14 protein-coding genes are annotated in these 17,789 nt (G+C 67.6%); all 14 read left to right on the forward strand.

Features of this window, described 5'->3' with window-relative positions; genetic code table 11:
• Positions 1-53: 53 nt before the first annotated feature.
• The 14 genes from dinB (at position 54) to AC1DGI_RS08625 (ending at position 17,532) form a co-directional block, all read left to right on the forward strand.
• On the forward strand, positions 54-1,304 hold the full coding sequence (dinB, locus tag AC1DGI_RS08560; protein WP_476898464.1) for a DNA polymerase IV: 1,251 nt from the start codon (positions 54-56) through the stop codon (positions 1,302-1,304).
• Between the two features lie 287 nt (positions 1,305-1,591).
• Complete coding sequence (locus tag AC1DGI_RS08565) at positions 1,592-1,963, forward strand: DUF3040 domain-containing protein (RefSeq protein WP_476898465.1); 372 nt, start codon at positions 1,592-1,594, stop codon at positions 1,961-1,963.
• 397 nt (positions 1,964-2,360) lie between these two features.
• On the forward strand, positions 2,361-2,789 hold the full coding sequence (mraZ, locus tag AC1DGI_RS08570; protein WP_160666519.1) for a division/cell wall cluster transcriptional repressor MraZ: 429 nt from the start codon (positions 2,361-2,363) through the stop codon (positions 2,787-2,789).
• A 204-nt stretch (positions 2,790-2,993) separates the two neighbouring features.
• Positions 2,994-3,995 (forward strand): 16S rRNA (cytosine(1402)-N(4))-methyltransferase RsmH, encoded by a 1,002-nt coding sequence (gene rsmH, locus AC1DGI_RS08575; protein WP_441401624.1) that lies wholly within the window; start codon positions 2,994-2,996, stop codon positions 3,993-3,995.
• On the forward strand, positions 3,992-4,654 hold the full coding sequence (gene ftsL / locus AC1DGI_RS08580; protein WP_476898466.1) for a cell division protein FtsL: 663 nt from the start codon (positions 3,992-3,994) through the stop codon (positions 4,652-4,654). The genes rsmH and ftsL overlap by 4 nt, the downstream gene beginning before the upstream one ends.
• A gap of 44 nt (positions 4,655-4,698) precedes the next feature.
• Entirely contained in the window at positions 4,699-6,501 is a 1,803-nt protein-coding gene (locus AC1DGI_RS08585) for a peptidoglycan D,D-transpeptidase FtsI family protein (RefSeq protein WP_476898467.1), read from the forward strand.
• A gap of 109 nt (positions 6,502-6,610) precedes the next feature.
• Complete coding sequence (locus tag AC1DGI_RS08590; RefSeq protein WP_476898468.1) at positions 6,611-8,245, forward strand: UDP-N-acetylmuramoyl-L-alanyl-D-glutamate--2,6-diaminopimelate ligase; 1,635 nt, start codon at positions 6,611-6,613, stop codon at positions 8,243-8,245.
• Between the two features lie 6 nt (positions 8,246-8,251).
• On the forward strand, positions 8,252-9,778 hold the full coding sequence (locus AC1DGI_RS08595) for a UDP-N-acetylmuramoyl-tripeptide--D-alanyl-D-alanine ligase (RefSeq protein WP_476898469.1): 1,527 nt from the start codon (positions 8,252-8,254) through the stop codon (positions 9,776-9,778).
• Positions 9,775-10,884, forward strand: coding sequence for a phospho-N-acetylmuramoyl-pentapeptide-transferase (gene mraY, locus AC1DGI_RS08600; protein WP_441402063.1), 1,110 nt, complete (start codon positions 9,775-9,777; stop codon positions 10,882-10,884). The genes AC1DGI_RS08595 and mraY overlap by 4 nt, the downstream gene beginning before the upstream one ends.
• Entirely contained in the window at positions 10,866-12,467 is a 1,602-nt protein-coding gene (gene murD / locus AC1DGI_RS08605) for a UDP-N-acetylmuramoyl-L-alanine--D-glutamate ligase (RefSeq protein WP_476898470.1), read from the forward strand. Before mraY ends, murD begins: the two co-directional genes overlap by 19 nt.
• 2 nt (positions 12,468-12,469) lie before the next feature.
• The gene (ftsW, locus tag AC1DGI_RS08610) at positions 12,470-14,023 is read left to right on the forward strand and encodes a putative lipid II flippase FtsW (protein WP_476898471.1); all 1,554 of its coding nucleotides are present in this window, start codon (positions 12,470-12,472) and stop codon (positions 14,021-14,023) included.
• Between the two features lie 6 nt (positions 14,024-14,029).
• Entirely contained in the window at positions 14,030-15,196 is a 1,167-nt protein-coding gene (gene murG, locus AC1DGI_RS08615) for an undecaprenyldiphospho-muramoylpentapeptide beta-N-acetylglucosaminyltransferase (protein ID WP_476898472.1), read from the forward strand.
• A 76-nt stretch (positions 15,197-15,272) separates the two neighbouring features.
• Positions 15,273-16,685 carry a UDP-N-acetylmuramate--L-alanine ligase gene (murC, locus tag AC1DGI_RS08620; protein WP_476898473.1) on the forward strand — a complete coding sequence of 471 codons (1,413 nt, stop codon included), beginning with the start codon at positions 15,273-15,275 and terminating at the stop codon, positions 16,683-16,685.
• Entirely contained in the window at positions 16,678-17,532 is an 855-nt protein-coding gene (locus AC1DGI_RS08625; RefSeq protein WP_441402529.1) for a cell division protein FtsQ/DivIB, read from the forward strand. Before murC ends, AC1DGI_RS08625 begins: the two co-directional genes overlap by 8 nt.
• Positions 17,533-17,789: the final 257 nt, after the last annotated feature.

Consider the following 17,789-nt stretch of genomic DNA (forward strand, 5'->3'; position numbering starts at 1 on the left):
TGACGCCGGATGCAGCCTCCAGTTTAGTCAGTCCCTGCGCATAGGATTGATGCGTGGGGCCGGAGAGCGGGAATCAGAACAGCGAAGCGAGCCTTCGCGAACTCCGGCGCAGCAGCATCCTGCACGTGGACATGGACGCCTTCTTCGTCTCGGTGGAGCTTCGCAGCCGTCCGCACCTCAAGGGCCGGCCCGTGATCGTGGGCTATCCCGCGGACCGCTCCGTGGTGCTGTCTGCTTCCTACGAGGCCCGCAAGTTCGGCGTCAAGTCCGCGATGCCCATGGTGGTCGCGGCACGGATGTGCCCCTCAGCGGTCATCATCGAACCCCGCCACAAGCTGTACTACGAGGTATCCGGCCAGATCATGGCCATCTTCGAGTCGATTACCGACCTGGTCGAGCCCCTGAGCGTCGACGAGGCCTTCCTCGACGTCGGTGGCGCCATCCGCCGGCTGGGGACACCGCGGGAGATCGGCGAGTTGGTCCGACGTCGGGTTGCCGGCGAACTGGGCATCACGGCATCGGTGGGGATCGCGGCGAGCAAATTCGTCGCCAAGATCGCCTCAACCCGGTGCAAGCCGGACGGCCTGCTGCTGATCGGTCCGGACGAGACCGTTCCCTACCTGCACACCCTGCCGGTCAACGCGCTATGGGGGGTCGGCGCCAAAACCGTGGAGATGCTCGCCCGAATGGGGATCCGCACGGTTGCCGATGTCGCAGCTACGCCGCTGCCCTCGCTGCGAAAGATCCTGGGCGCCACCGGCGAGCACGTCTACCGGCTCTCGTGGGGGATCGACCCCCGGCCCGTGACGCCCGTCCGGCTGGAGAAGAGCATCGGCGCCGAGGAGACCTTTGCGGTCGACACGGCTGACGATGCGCTGCTTCACCGGGAGCTGCTCCGGCTGGCGCACCGCACGGCTGAGCGGCTGCGGAGCGCGGGCATGCACGCCCGGACCGTCGCCTTGAAGCTGCGCTACGCCGACTTCTCCACGATCACCCGAAGCCGCACCGTGGCCACCCCGATCGACAGCGCGCAGTTGCTCTACGGCGTCGCCCTGCAGCTGCTTGAGTCGGTCGGCCCGCGGCCCATGACGGTGCGGCTGGTTGGGATCCGTGCGGAGCAGCTCGAGGAAGCGGCACAGGCGCCGCTGCAGCTCAGCCTGGACCGCCGGGACGACAACTGGCGCGCCGCCGAGCAGGCCTTGGACCGAGTGACCCGCAAGTTCGGGAACAAATCCGTACTTCCGGCCCGGTTGCTGGACCCCGGCCCTGCGTCCCGCCCGGAACCCGGTCCGGTCCAAGGCTGAACGGGCCGGCACATGGCGGACCGGCAGGCATGGGACTGGGGCGAAGCTGGCCACAGCGTCTTTCAGAACGGGGCGCAACAAACTATCCTAGATATACGTAGATTTCGAACGACCGGATCGAACGTTCGGACCGTGGTTCATGCCAACTAAACACCTTTCAGGGACACCGTGAGGCGACCTTCTCCTCCGATTGGAGCAATGGGAACCAGCCGGCCCTCCCGGACGTTAGGGGTTTAGGGACAAGGGCCGCGTCAAGTCCGGACGTTGGCCGACTTAAGGAGGTCGTGATGCCGCTCTCGGAGCACGAACAGAAGTTGCTGGAGCAACTTGAGAAGCAGCTGCACGAGGACGATCCCAAGTTCGCCAGCTCCATGGGCTCGGATCCGGGTCGCTCCTGGTCCACCCGTCATCTGGTCATCGGGGTCCTGGGCGCCCTTGCCGGCATTCTGTTGCTGTTGCTTGGCGTGACGTTGCAAAACATCTTCGTAGGGGTAGTGGGTTTCGTCGTCATGGGCGCCGGTGTCTATTACGCCACATTGCGCAGCTCCAGCGGCAGGACCAAGGCCGGCGGTGCGACCAAAAAGTCCGGCAAGCCGCGCAGTTCCTTCATGAGCAACCTTGAGGAGCGCTGGGAGGAAAGGCACCGCGGGGACTCCTGACCGCCGCCGCACGCCCACCAGGACACACCTCCACTCCGCACCACCACGGCCTGTATCCGGCCGGAAAGACCCGCTTCGGCGGGTCTTTTCCTGTTAATCCGGCGTCGGTTGCTCCGTAACTGCCCTTATGCGGGGCTAAAACGGCGGTTACGGAGCAGTCGATGTGGTCGGCAGGCGGGAAGCCGCGGCGCCGCGGCGCACAAATCCCTCCACTGGCCACCACTTTTCCTCCTTCCCATTGTTCGCAAGGGACGGTTGAGCCCAAACTGCCTCAAAATTGCGCGAAAATAGCCCCGATGTCGTTGACGGGGGAGTGAAGTGGAGTAATGTGGAGGACGTAAGAGGGTAGTGCAGCACAGGGGACGTTGGACTTTCTACTAAAGACAGGCGGTGGGCCGTGTTTCTCGGCACACATTCGCCGCGTCTGGACGAAAAAGGTCGGATTATCCTTCCCGCGAAGTTCCGCGAGGAACTTGCCGGCGGACTGGTTCTCACAAGGGGCCAGGAACGTTGCATCTACGTCTTCAGTGAGGCGGAATTCGGACGGGTTCACGAACAGATGCGGGAGGCTCCAATTTCCTCCAAGCAGGCTCGTGACTACATCCGCGTTTTCCTCTCTGGAGCCTCCGACGAGGTACCTGACAAGCAGGGGCGCGTGACGATTCCGCCGGCGCTCCGGGAATACGCAGGTCTCGGCAGGGAACTGGCGGTCATTGGCGCCGGCACCCGCGCAGAGATCTGGGACGCCCAAGCCTGGAACGAGTACCTCGCCGAAAAGGAAACCGCCTTCTCGGAGACCGACGACGCAATCCCCGGGATTCTCTAACGCCCCGCAAGCTCCGCCAGCACCAGCAACACAACGTTTCTTGACCGAGATCTCCAGCCGCCCATCCGGCAGTTCACCTGGCTCACTTCCCCGGAGCCAGGCGGTAGCCGGGTAGGCGCGGATGGGGATCTGGATCAAGAAGCAGCACACCAACATCTCGCAGCAGCAACTGACAGGCACTCCCGGCAACGAAAGGACGCAGGCATGAGTGACGACTCCAACCAGGCGAAGCCTACGTCCGAACGCCATGTACCGGTCCTCAAGGACCGGTGCATCAATTTGTTGGCCCCCGCTTTCGAGGAAGCACGACGCCGGGGTGAGACGCCCGTCGTCGTGGACGCCACGCTCGGCATGGGGGGCCACTCCGAAGCCATGCTGCAGCGGTTCCCGGACCTGCACCTGATTGGCATCGACCGTGACGAGGAAGCTCTCGCTCTGTCCGGGGAGCGCCTCCGGCCGTTTGCCGACCGCACCGACCTGGTCCACGCGGTGTACGACGAAATCGCCGAAGTTATCGAAGACCTTGGCTTCAGCGAAGTGCACGGCATCCTGATGGACCTGGGCGTCTCGTCGCTGCAGCTGGACGAGCGCGAACGCGGCTTTGCCTACTCCTTCGACGCCCCGCTGGACATGCGGATGGACACCAGCCGAGGCCAGACTGCCGCCGATGTGGTGAACAACTACAGCGAAGAAGAACTCGTCCGGATCATCCGGAAGTGGGGCGAGGAGAAGTTCGCGGGCCGGATCGCCAACCGGATCGTCGCCGCACGGGCCGCGAAGCCCTTCGCCACGACCGGCGAACTGGTCGAAACGATCCGCGCCGTGGTTCCCGCCGGTGCCGCCAAAACCGGCGGCCACCCCGCCAAACGGACTTTCCAGGCGCTCCGGATCGAGGTCAACGAGGAGCTCGACGTCCTGGAACGGGCGATCCCGGCAGCGGTGGCCTCCATCGCGCTGGGTGGACGGATCGTCGTGATGTCCTACCACTCGTTGGAAGACAAGATCGTCAAGGGTGTCTTCCAGGCAGGCTCCAAATCCTCGGCCCCGCTCGGATTCCCGGTGGAGCTTGAGGAGCACAAGGCCGAACTGAAGACCCTGACCAAGGGCACCGAGGTGCCCACCGCCGCAGAAATCGCCGAAAACCCACGCGCTGCCTCCGCCAGGCTCCGGGCCGTGGAACGTATCAAAGCCAGGAGAGTCGCATGAGCACCGCCGCCGTCAACAGATTCCCCGTTGCCACAGCTGCGACGGCCCGTGCCCTGCCGGAGTTGCACCCGGGCGGGCCGGCCCGCAAGACCCGCACCCCGCTGTCCGTCGTCCGGTCCGCGCCGCGCAAGCGCCGTGCCCCATTCGTAGTCATGTGCTTCGGAATCCTGGCGCTGGCGCTCATGGCGGTGCTGGTCCTGAACATCTCCGTTTCTTCGGCGCAGTACCAGCTGGTGGAACTCCGCGCCCAGCAGTCGACGCTGACCAAACAGAACCAGGACCTCACACAGCAGGTGCAACACTTCGACGCCCCCCAGAACCTCGCCGCGAAGGCCACGGAGCTGGGCATGGTGGCCGCGACGGCCAAGGGCCAGATCGACCTGTCCACGCTTGCGGTGACCGGAAAGCCCAAACCCGCCGTGAAGGGTGACGCTCCCGGTGCCGTGATTGCCCCTCCCGCAGTCACAGGGGTGGCGGACGTGCTTCCGGCCGTGACGGCGAAGGACCCGCTCGACAACCGCAAACCCGCCGAGAGCACTCCGGTGCCCGCAGCCCCGGTTCCGGCGCTCGTCGTACCGGCGCCGGCACCCGCCGCTCCGGCCGTGGACCTGCACGGCGGGTCCGTCCCGGCCCCAGCCCAGAAGGCCCCCGGAAAATAGCGGACGGGACCACCGACCAACCAGGCAAGCAGCGAGGAAAGATCGTGGCGCAGAACACCAGCAAGGCACGAACAGGCAAGACGCCAGGCGCCACGCGGAGGCTGCGGATCGGGCTCGGCATCATGCTTGTGCTCCTGCTGGTGGTCGGCGGAAAACTCTTCCTCGTTCAGGGCCTGGACATGGGCGGCATGGCCGAGGCAGCACTGAAGAACCGGCTCACGCCCACGGTGCTCCCGGCCGAGCGCGGCAAGATCCTTGACGCCAGCGGCAACGTCCTGGCCAGCAGCGTGATCCGCTACAACGTGGTGGTGGACCAGACAGTCAACACCAAGACTGAGTCGTTCCCCCGTCTCGAGCCGGTGGACGGCAAGGACACCATCGTCAAGATCCCCCGCGACCAGGGCATCGAAGAGCTCGCGAACGTCCTCGGTATGAAGAAAGACGACGTCAAGAACGCCCTGACCGGAACCCAGCGCTACTACATCGTCGCTAAGGACATCCGACCCGATGTAGAGGACMGGATCTCCAAGCTGCAGATTCCCGGCATCGTCACSGARGGCACCAGCAAGCGKGTCTACCCYAACGGCTCGGTGGCCGGCGGGATCGTGGGCTTCCTCAAGGACGGCACCACCGGGCAGGCCGGGCTGGAGCAGACCCAGGACGACGTGCTCAAGGGCACGCCCGGCAAGCGCGTCTTCGAGATCGGCGCCGACGGCCTGCGCATTCCTGTGGGGGTGGATCAGCTGACACCGGCGGTCAACGGCAAGGACGTCAAGCTCACCCTGAACTCGGACCTGCAGTACTTCGCCCAGCAGGCGATCCAGAGCCAAAAAGACAAGCTCGGCGCCGAGTGGGGGACCATCGTGGTCGCCGACGCCAAGAACGGCAACATCATCGCGATGGCTGACACGGACGCACCGGACCCGAACGATCCCGGCAAGGTCGACGCCAAGGACCGCGGCGTCCGGGCCGTCACCGCCGCCTACGAGCCGGGCTCGGTGGAGAAGATGATCACGGCCGCGTCCGCCATCGAGGGGGGGACCTCGCACCCGCTGGACACCTACACCATCCCGCCGACGTACACCGTGGACGGCCAGACCTTCACCGACGCGTTCGAGCACGGCACCGAACAGCGCACCCTCGCCGGCATCGTCGGCTACTCGATGAACACCGGCATCGTGATGGTCGGCCAGAAGCTCAGCAAGGAGCAGCGGTATGACTGGCTGCAGAAGTTCGGCATCGGCGAAGCCCCGGACATTGGGCTGCCCGCCGAGACTAAGGGCATCCTGACCCCCGCGGACCAGTGGGACGGCCGGCAGCAGTACACAGTCCTGTTCGGCCAGGGCGTGGCGCAGTCGACGCTGCAGACGGTGCGCGCTTACCAGAGCATCGCCAACGACGGCGTCATGCTCCAGCCGCGCCTGATCGACAGCTACATCAGCCCGGAGGGCACCGAGGAAAAGGTGCCCGCCAAGGACAGCCGCCAGGTGGTCACCAAGGACACCGCCAAGCAGGTCCGCGACATCCTGGAAAGCGCCGTCACCGAAGGTGAGATCAAGGACGCGGCCATCGACGGCTACCGGGTCGGCGCCAAGACCGGTACCTCGGAATCCCCGTGCGACGACGGCAAGCCTGGCTTCTGCGGTTACACCGCCTCCATGGTGGGGATGGCGCCGATGGACGATCCGCGGTTTATTGTTGAAGTGGTCCTGCAGCGGCCCAAGGGCAGCATCTACGGCATCACCAACGGACCCGTTTTCCGTTCGGTGATGGGCCAGACGCTGCGGACCTACAACGTCCAGCCCTCCACCGGTGCGCCAGTCAGGCTGCCGCAGTACGCCAAGTAGCACGCAACACCACTCGCCAGCAGCACATTTATTCACGCAGCCGAGCCTGGGTGCGGGGCAATCCTCCGCGCGCAGCGCGCGCTGCCCGGCACCACCGACGGAGAATCCCTTGTCAAATCCCAATGCCCAGGAAGCGGCCTCCGCGCCCTCCGGCCAGGCCTCCGCCGCGGCGTTCCGACCCGCGACGGTCGCCGCGGTGCCGCTGGAAACCATCGGCAGGTGGATCGACGTCGTCGTGCCCGGTGCCTCCGCCGCCGTCCCGGTCACCGGGATCTCGCTGAACTCCCGGGCCGTGCTGGCCGGGGACCTGTACGTCGCCCTGCCCGGTGCCTCCTGGCACGGCGCTGACTTCGTTTCCCAGGCCGTGGAGGCTGGCGCCGTCGCCGTGCTGACCGACGACGTCGGGGCACGCCTGCTGGCGCTGGCCAATGACATTTCTGTGCCGGTGCTGGTGGCCGCAGCGCCGCGCAGCCTCGTCGGGCGCCTCTCCGCGCTGATCTACCGGAGCCGTCCGGCGGATGCCGACGCCCCGGCACTGTTCGGCGTCACCGGCACCAACGGCAAGACCACCACCACCTACTTCATCAACTCCCTGCTCCAGGCCCTGGGAAAGAAGACCGGGCTGATCGGCACCATCGAGATCCTGGCCGGCGCCGAGGCAATCCCCAGCCTGCTCACCACCCCCGAATCGCCGGACGTGCACGCCTTGCTGGCACTCATGCGCGAACGCGGACTGGATGCGGCGTCGATGGAGGTATCCTCGCACGCCATCGCCTTCCACCGGGTCGACGGCGTGGAGTTCGACGTCGCCGGCTTCACCAACCTCACCCAGGACCACCTGGACCTGCACGGCAGCATGGAAGAGTACTTCCAGACCAAGGCCCGGCTCTTCACCGCCGGCCGCGCCCGGGCCGCCGTCGTGACCGTGGACGATGACTGGGGCCAAAAGCTAGCCGCCGGCGCCGGCATCCCCGTCACCACCCTCGCCACCGGCACCGGAGATGCGGACTGGACGGTCGTCGGCCCCCGGCCGCGTGGCCTCGGCACCGTGTTCGGCCTGCAGCACCGGGACGGCACTGAACTGCGGGTGCACACCGGTCTGCCCGGAAGTTTCAACGTTGCCAATGCCGCGCTGGCTACCGTCATGGTGCTCGCCGGAGGCGCCGGCGCCGCCGAAGTCCAGGCAGCTCTGGACGGTGCCGATCCCTTCACCGTGGCCGTCCCCGGCCGGATGCAGCTCGTCGCGACCGCGCCCGCCGCCGTGGTCGACTTCGCCCACAATCCGGACGCCCTCGCCCGCGCGCTCGAAGCCGTGCGCTCCCCGAAGACCGGGTCCAAAGTGATCGTCGTCTTCGGCGCCACCGGCCAGCGCGACCAAGGCAAGCGCCCGGCCATGGGAGCAATCGCGGCGCGGCTGGCCGACACCGTGATTATCAGCGACGACGACCCGCACGACGAGGACGCCGCCGCCATCCGTGCCGACGTGATGGCAGGCGCCCTGGCGGCCAAGGACAGCGGGGACCTCAGCTGCACCATCCTGGAGGTTTTCCCCCGCGACGCCGCCATCCGCAAAGCGGTGGAGCTGGCCGGCCCGGAGGACACCATCCTGGTGGCCGGCCGGGGCCACGAGGTCTGGCAGGAGGTCAAGGGCGTGAACCTTGCCCTCGATGACCGGGTGGAACTGCGGTCCTCCTTGACAGCACGAGGATTCACCGTTCTCGACGACCAGCGGATAGAGTCCTAAACCGAGATGATTGCATTTACCGCGGCGGAAATCGCCGAAATAACCCACGGCCGGCTGGCCGCCACACCGGGCCTGACACCCGATTCGGTGGTGACCGACTCCCGCGAAGCCACGGCGGGTTCCCTCTATGTGGCCAAACCGGGGGAGGCCGCCGACGGGCACGATTTCGTCGCCGCCGCCTTCGAACGCGGTGCCGTGCTGGCCCTCGTGCAACACGACGTCACCGACGCCGCCGGGCAGAACTACCCGGCAGTCGTCGTCGAGGACTCCGTCCTGGCGATGGGCGCCCTGGCCGCCGAAGCCGTCCGCCGGATCCGGGACCACCGGGCCGCGGCGGGGGACGCATTCACCGTCATCGGCATTACCGGGTCCGCCGGCAAGACCACCACCAAGGACCTGCTGGCCGGCATGCTCGCCGAACACGGCGGGACGGTGGCGCCACAGGGCTCCTACAACGGCGAAGTTGGCGTGCCGCTGACCGTCTTCAAGGCAGACTTCGAGACCCGGTACCTCGTCATCGAGATGGGTGCCACGGGAATCGGCCACATCAGTTACCTGGCGGACATGGTCCGCCCCGAAATCGGCGTGGTGCTTTGCGTGGGTACTGCCCACGCCGGCGAGTTCGGGGGCGTCGAGAACATTGCCTTGGCCAAGGGCGAACTCGTCGAGGCCCTTCCCGCCGACGGCACCGCAGTGCTGAACCTGGACGACGCCCGGGTGTCGGCCATGGCCGACCGGACTGCGGCGTCCGTCCTCGGTTTCTCCTCCCAGCCCGCCAGGAACGGCCAGCCGGCCGCGGTCCGGGCCGAGGACGTCGAGTTGAACGCCGGCGGCAGCCCTGAATTCGAGCTTGTGCTTCCGGACGGGGGCTGGCACCACGTCGCTGCCAGGCTGATCGGCGCCCACCACGTGGCGAACCTGCTCGCAGCGGCCGGCGCCGCCCACGCCGCCGGAATCCCCGGCGCCCGGATTGCCGCCTCGCTAAGCGCGCAGGGCGCTGCCAGCCGCTGGCGGATGGAACGGACCGAGCGGCCCGACGGCGTCACCATCATCAACGATGCCTACAACGCCAACCCGGAGTCCATGCGCGCAGCCCTGCGGACCCTGGCAGACCTGGGCCGCGGCCGCCGTACCTGGGCAGTGCTCGGCGCCATGCTGGAACTCGGCGAGGACTCCATCCGTGAGCACACCGCCGTCGGCACCCAGGTGGTCCGGCTCAACATCTCCCGGCTGCTGGTGATCGGGCGCGAAGCCCGCGCCCTGTACGTTTCGGCAGTCAACGAGGGGTCCTGGGGTGACGAGTGCATCTTCGCCGAGACGGCCGACGAAGCCTACGAGATCCTGAGCTCCGAGCTGGAGCCCGGCGACCTGGTCCTTTTCAAGTCCTCCAACAGCATCGGCCTGCGCCATCTGGGGGATCGGATAGCATTGCCTCCATTGGCCCCCGAAGCGGCGGCCCCGGCCGCCGCCGGAACCGCCGAAGCCGGAACCGCCACAGCCGGAGCCGCCACTGAAGGGAGCAAGCTGCCGTGATCGCACTGCTGATGGGCGCCGGACTGGCCCTGTTGTTCTCCTTCCTGGGCACCCCGCTGTTCATCCGATTCCTGGTCCGCAAGGGTTACGGACAGTTCATCCGCGATGACGGGCCCACCTCGCACCACACCAAGCGCGGGACCCCCACCATGGGCGGCATGGTCGTCATCCTCGCGGTGCTGGCCAGCTACGGCATCACGCACCTCCTGATGTGGCTGATGAACCCCCTCTCGGCCGGGCCGTCCGCCTCGGCCCTGCTGCTGCTCTTCCTGATGGTCGGCATGGGGCTGGTCGGTTTCCTGGACGACTTCATCAAGATCTCCGCGCAACGCAGCCTCGGACTTAACGCCAAGGCCAAACTGGTGCTCCAGGCCACCGTCGGGATCATCTTCGCCGTGCTCGCGCTCAACTTCCCGAACGAGAACAAGGTCACGCCGGCGTCCTTCCAGATCTCCCTGGTCCGCGACATCCCGTGGCTGAACCTCGCGTTCGGCGGCACCGTGCTGGGCGCCATCTTGTTCGTCCTCTGGTCGAACCTGATCGTCACCGCCGCCACCAACGGCGTGAACCTCACTGACGGTCTCGACGGGCTGGCCGCCGGCGCGTCCGTGATGGTCTTCGGGGCGTACACGCTGATCGGGATCTGGCAGAGCAACCAGTCCTGCGGCTCGCCCCGGCAGGCCGGCGCCGGCTGCTACACCGTCCGCGACCCGCTGGATCTCGCGCTGCTCGCGGCCATCCTCAGCGCCGCGCTGGTCGGCTTCTTGTGGTGGAACACCTCGCCGGCGAAGATCTTTATGGGCGACACCGGCTCGCTCGCCATTGGCGGCGCCGTGGCCGGCTTCGCGATCCTGTCGCGGACCGAACTGCTGCTGGCGTTCATCGGCGGTCTCTTTGTCCTGATCACCCTCTCGGTCATCATCCAGGTGGGCTACTTCAAGCTCACCAAGGGCAAGCGCGTGTTTAAAATGGCCCCGCTGCAACACCACTTCGAACTCAAGGGCTGGGCGGAAGTCACGGTAGTGGTCCGCTTCTGGATCCTCTGCGGACTCTTCGTCGCCGCCGGTCTGGGCGTCTTCTACGCCGAATGGGTGGTGCTGCTGTGAGCGGGAACATTCCCGAACCACTGGCCAGCTCGCCGCGGCTGGAGCAGCTCACCAGCTGGGACGCCGACTGGTCGGGGCTCCGCGTCGTGGTCACCGGCATCGGCGTCTCCGGTTTCGCTGCCGCGGACACCCTGATCGAGCTCGGCGCCCGGGTTGTGGTCGTGGACGCCGCGGACAGCGCGAAGGCCCGCGCCCAGGCGGACACGCTCCGGATCGTCGGCGCCGTTGACGTGCTGCTCGGCGAGGACGCCGTAAATTCGGTTCCCAAGATCGACGGCGGGAAGCCCGACCTGATCGTCACCTCACCCGGCTGGCGGCCCGACCAGGCCTTGCTCGCCGCCGCCGCCCGGGCTCACATTCCGGTCTGGGGCGACGTCGAACTCGCTTGGCGCGTCCGCGAACGCGAGGGGCGCAAGACGGCGGACTGGATCGCAATCACCGGCACCAACGGCAAGACAACGACCGTAGGCCTGACCGAATCCATGCTCCAGGCCGCCGGGCTCAAGGCCATCGCGGTCGGCAACGTCGGCACGCCGATCCTGGATGCGCTCCGCGACCCGGTTGACTATGACGTCTTCGCCGTCGAGCTCTCCAGCTTCCAGCTGCACTGGAGCCACTCCCTGTCGCCGGTTGCCAGCGTCTGCCTCAACGTCGCCGAAGACCACGTCGACTGGCACGGCTCCTATGCCTCCTACCTGGCGGACAAGGCTAAGGTCTACGAGCGGACGCAGAAGGCGTGCATCTACAACGCCGAGCAGATCGAAACCGAACGCATGGTCGAAGACGCCGACGTGGTGGAGGGCTGCCGTGCGGTCGGCTTCACCACGCTCACCCCCGCCGTCAGCATGCTCGGCGTGGTCGAAGGCCTGCTCGTGGACCGGGCCTTCATCCCCGAGCGCAAGGACAGCGCCGCCGAACTGGCCGCGATGACCGACCTCGGACCGGTCGCGCCGCGGCACATGGTGGCCAACGCCCTCGCCGCAGCCGCCCTCGTGCGGGCCTACGGAGTGGAGCCCGCCGCCGTCCGGCAGGGGCTGCAGAACTACCTGCCCGGAGACCACCGCATCCAGCCGGTCGCCCGCTACGACGGCGTGCTCTGGGTCAACGACTCCAAGGCCACAAACCCGCACGCGGCGGCAGCCTCCCTGTCCGCTTTCCAGCAGGTGGTGTGGATCGCCGGCGGCCTGTCCAAGGGTGTGAATTACGACTCACTGGTCCGTGACAACGCCCGCCGCCTCAAAGCCGTGGTGCTGATCGGGACCGACTCTTCGGACCTGCTGGCCTCGCTCCAGCGACACGCGCCGGATGTCCCCGTGATCGGCCAGCCCAAGGGCGACACTGAGACGGTGCAGACTGCCGGACCGGCCCACGCCGACGCAGGCCCTCCGCCGATTTACGGCGAGACTGTGATGGCACGGGCGGTTGCGTCGGCGGCGCAGCTGGCCACCTCCGGGGACACTGTGCTCCTGGCCCCGGCAGCTGCATCCATGGATCAGTTCTCTTCCTATGCTCACCGTGGCGACGCCTTTATCGAAGCTGTCCGCGAGCTCGTGGAAGGGCAGGCTCAGACCACCGAGGAGTAGCAATGGTCAGCACGCCCACCCGTTCCGCAGCGGAACGGACGGTTGCCCCAGGCAGCAAAAAAGGCAGTACCGCCGCCGGGGCCGCCGATTCGGCCGTTCCGACCTTCGGGGCACGGCCCACCCCTGCGGTCCGGGTCCGCGGCTGGTTCCGGCATTTTTGGTCTGCCCTCGAAGGCAACGGAAAGTCCCGCAACGGCTCCACCTACTACCTCATTCTCGGGTCGACCCTCGCGCTGACCGCGATCGGCATCATGATGGTGCTGTCCGCCTCAAGCGTGGAAGCGATCGCTGCGGGGGAGTCGCCCTACTCCGCCGCCCTGAAGCAAGGGCTCTTCGCGGGCATCGGAGTGTTCGTGATGTTCGTGCTGTCCCGGGTCAACGTGGTGTGGCTGAAACGCTTCGCGTGGCCGGCCATCATGCTGGCGATCGTTCTCTTGGCGCTGGTACTCATCGTTGGACGCAGCACCCTGGGAAACCAGAACTGGATCGACGTCGGACCGTTTACTTTCCAGCCGTCGGAAGCGGCGAAGCTCGCGCTGGCCCTGTGGATGGCGACGGTGCTCAACCGCAAGGCCAAGCTCCTGGACAATTGGCGTCACGTCATGGTTCCGGTCGTCGTGCCCGGAGCCGCCGCGGTGCTGGTACTCATCTTGGCCGGAAACGACCTCGGTACGGCCATGATCGTCATGATGATCCTGTCCGCCGGGTTGTTCTTTGCCGGCGTGAGGCTCTACTTGTTTGGCATCGCCGGTGCGGTGCTCGCTGCTGGAACCGCATTCCTGGCGATCACGAGCCCCAACCGGATGTGCCGCATCCTGTCCTGGACCGGCCAGACCTGCGCCGATGGATCCGACCTGAACTACCAGTCCACCAACGGCCTCTACGGGCTGGCGTCCGGGGGGTGGTTCGGCGTCGGCCTGGGCCAGAGCCGGCAGAAGTACAGCTGGATTCCGGAAGCCCACAACGACTTCATCTTCGCCATCATCGGTGAGGAACTCGGCCTGATCGGCACCATCGTTGTCCTGGTCCTGTTCGCCATCCTGGGCACAGCCATCTACCGCGTGGTGGTGGCCCAGCAGGACCTCTTCCACCGCGTCCTTGCCGGCGCGATCATGGTGTGGCTGCTCGGCCAGGCCACCGTCAACATGGCCGTGGTCACCGGGCTGCTCCCCGTGGTGGGTGTTCCGCTGCCGTTCATTTCGTATGGCGGCTCGGCCCTGCTCATGTCGCTGTGCGCCGTCGGCGTAGTGTTGTCCTTGGCGCGGGCGCAGATGGAACCGGGCATGCAGCCGAAGGGACTGCTCAAGTTCGGTCCCGCCGGGTTCGCCACCGTCCTCCGCAAGCGGGTGGCGGCACGGAAGACCGCAGCTGCGCCCGCCAAACCTCCCGCCCGGGCCAAGGCGCCGGCAGCCAAAGCGCCGGCCGCCAAAGCCACGCCCCCCAAGGCTTCGGCTCCCAAGACACCGGCCACCGGAAGCACCACCGGAAGCACCGCCGTGCGGAAGCCCGGCACCAGAACGGCCGCCCCCAAGAACCCCGCACGGAAGCGTACCTAGCCCACCATGAAGACCGAATCGTCCTTGTCCGTCGTCCTCGCCGGCGGCGGCACCGCTGGGCATATCAGCCCCCTGCTGGCCATCGCGAACGCCCTCCTTGAGGTCCGGCCCGAGGCGCGGCTGTTGGCCGTCGGCACCCCCGGCGGCATGGAAGCCCGGCTGGTGCCGTCCGCCGGACTCGAGCTGGCCACCGTCAGCCGGGTGCCCTTTCCGCGCAAGCCGTCGCTGGAGCTGCTCCGGCTACCCGGTAAGCTTGCCGGCGCCGTGCGGCAGGCCGGCGGCATCCTTGATGACGCCCGGGCGGACGTCCTCGTCGGCGTCGGCGGCTACGTCTGCACCCCGCTGTACCTTGCCGCCTGGCGGCGCAAGATCCCTATCGTCGTCCATGAGGCGAACACCCGGCCAGGGCTCGCGAACATGGTCGGTGCCAGGCTGAGCCAGCACGTCGCCGTCGCGTTCGCCGCCACTCGGCTCCGCGGCGCGCGGCACGTCGGAATGCCAATGCGCCGCGAAATCTCCGGTCTGGACCGGCGCGCTTCCCGCGCCGCCGCCCGCACAGCACTCGGGCTCGAGCAGGACAAACCCACCCTGATCGTCACCGGCGGCTCCTCCGGTGCGCAGAGCATCAACCGTGCCATCGCCGCCTCGGTTGCCGCCCTTGCCGAGGCCGGCATCCAGACCCTGCACATCACCGGGCGGGGCAAAACCGTCCATGACGCCCAGGGCAGGCTGCTGGAGGCACCCGGCTACCGCCAGGTCGAGTACGTGGACGGCATGGAACTGGCCTACGCTGCCGCCGACCTGCTCCTGGCGCGCTCCGGCGCCGCGACCGTCTGCGAGGTCGCCGCCGTCGGCGTCCCCGCGGTTTTTGTCCCGCTTCCGATCGGCAACGGCGAACAGGCGCTGAACGCGGCCGGGCTGGTCGATGCCGGCGCCGCGGTGCTGGTTGAGGACGCGGACTTCGACGCCGGCTGGGTCAGCGGGCACATCGTCCCGCTGCTGCGTGATGCCGCGCAGCTGGACCAGATGGCCGCCGCCGGCGAACAGCTCGGCATCCGGGACGCCGACCGGCAGATGGCCGCCCTGGTCCTCGAGGCCGCGCAGTCCACGACCGGACGGGGCCCTGGCAACAGCGAACCCAGCGCCGGTGGTCCCAGCAAGCGTGAGCAGTGAACGGCAGTGACCTTGAAGAACAGCGGTGACTTTGAACAGCAGTGACCTTGAACAGCAGGCAGGAAGCGGTATAGCAATGACCCAGGCCCGGAACAGCACCCCGCCGGCCGCCCGTACCCAGGATTCGCTGGGGCGCGTGCACTTCATCGGCATCGGCGGTGTGGGGATGTCCGCCGTCGCCCGCATCATGGTTGCCCGGGGCGTCCCCGTGAGCGGCTCCGACGCCAAGGACCTGCCGGTCATGGCCGAGCTCGCCGCCACCGGAGCCCGGATCGCCGTCGGCTACGGCGCAGCGAACCTCGGCGATGCGCAGACCGTCGTCGCCGGCTCGGCGATCCGCGCCGACAACCCCGAACTGGCCGCTGCCCGCGCCGCCGGCTTGCCGGTGCTGCACCGCTCCGAGGCACTGGCCGCCACCATGGCGCAGGACACGGCAGTCACGGTGGCCGGCACGCACGGCAAATCCACCACGACGTCGATGATCACCGTGCTCCTGCAGGGCGCCGGGATGGATCCGTCCTTCGCGATCGGCGCCAACGTCCCCGCCCTCGGCGTCAACGCGGCTTCCGGCACGTCCCCGGTGTTCGTCGCGGAAGCCGACGAGTCCGACGGGTCGTTCCTGAACTACCGCCCGCAGATCGCGGTGGTGACCAACGTCGAACCGGACCACCTGGACCACTACGGCACGGCGGAAGCCGTCTACGCCTCGTTCGACCGCTTCGTCGCGCTGCTCCCCGTGGACGGCCTGCTGGTCGCCTGCGCGGACGACGACGGCGCGCGCGCCCTTGCGCTGCGCACCCGCGAACAGGCCCACACCCGGGTCGTCCTCTACGGCACAGCCGCGGACGCCGATGTGAAGCTGCACGACGGCGGCCCGGGCGATGTCTGGATCTCGACCCCGGCGGGACGCTTCGACGTCCAGCTGCAGGTGCCGGGCCGGCACAACGCGTTGAACGCTGCAGCCGCGTTCGCCGTCGCGCTGGAGCTCGGCGTCGCTCCCGAGGCGGCGGCAGGCGCGCTGGCGAACTTCTCCGGGGCCTCGCGCCGTTTCGAATTCAAGGGTCTGGGCCGGGGCGTGCGGGTCTACGACGACTACGCCCACCATCCCACCGAGGTGCGCGCTGCCCTCGCCGCGGCCCGATCGGTGGCGGGAGATCACCGGGTCCACGTCTTGTTCCAACCGCACCTGTTCTCCCGGACCCGGGAATTTGCCCATCAGTTCGCAGACGCCCTCAACACGGCGGACACCGCCCTGGTGCTGGACATCTATCCGGCGCGGGAAGACCCCATCCCGGGCGTGAGCAGCCAGCTGATCGCTAACCACCTCGGGGACCGCGGCCGGCTCGTGGGGTCCGGTGACGATGCCGTGCAGGCCGTCCTGGAGGTCGCCGCGCCCGGCGACATCGTGCTGACAGTCGGTGCCGGGGACGTCACCGCCTACGGTCCCCGAATCGTTGAGGCGTTGACCCTGGCGGCGCCCGGTGGCTAGCACGCGCGGCCCCGGGTACGGCTCCGGGGGACCGTCGGACGTCATCTCTGCGTCCAAATCGGACACCCCGGCGGCACCAACAGGACCGGGCACGGCAGGAACCGCCTCACCAGGCCCCGGCCGTGGCAATGTGCTGTCTTTCCCCGAGCCGAAGGCCAAACGGCGCCGCCGGATCGTGCTCAGCACGGTGGGGGTGATGGCGGTGTTGATCGCGGGAATCGTGGCAGCCGCCGTCTACTCGCCGTGGTTGGCGCTCCAAACGGTCACGGTGGAAGGTACCCGGATGCTCAGTCCGGACCAGGTCAAGGCCGCGCTGGCTCCGCTGCAGGGCAAGCCGCTGCCGCAGATCAGCGATCAGGACGTCAGCGGCCTGCTGAAGCCGCTCGTCCAGGTCAAGGCGGTCACCACCGAGGCGCGGCCGCCGTCCACCTTGGAGGTAAAGATTACCGAGCGGGTCCCGGTGGCGCTGGTCAAGCAGGCGGACGTCTTCCAGCTGGTGGATGCCGACGGCGTCCAGCTCAGCACCACGCCCGATCCTTCCTCGGTGAAGCTCCCGGTCATCGACGGCGGTGCGGGCGCGCTGCCCCAGGACCTGTTCCATGCCATTACCGCCGTTCTCGGGGCGCTTCCGGCCGACGTGCTCGCGCGGCTCTCCGACGCCTCGGCCAAGTCGGTCGATGCGGTCGAACTCAAGCTGGTGGACGGACAGACCATTGTCTGGGGCAACGAAGGGGAGAAGGAGCTCAAGGCTAAGGTGCTCGCGGCGCTGCTGAAGGCGCCCGCCGATCCGAAAAATCCGGTCCGGGTATACGACGTCAGTGTGCCGCGGCATCCGGTCACGCGATAGTTGCCAACTACTTACATCGGCGCGCGGCCGGGCGATAGTCCTATAGGTGCCCGGGCCGGGACCGGTGCTGCCCAACCGGCGCTAATAGCGACCCGCGGACACAAACGCTGGGTATTTTCTCGGTATTACCGCGACACGCGGAGCCGGTTATTGAATGTCCCCGGCATAGGAAATAGCGTCACAGACATGAGTTACTTGACATAACTATAACCTTCAACTAGAAGGTTAACCTCCTGGGCTTCAAGCTTGACTCCATC

It is taken from the genome of Arthrobacter sp. 05N428_2 (assembly GCF_056397065.1).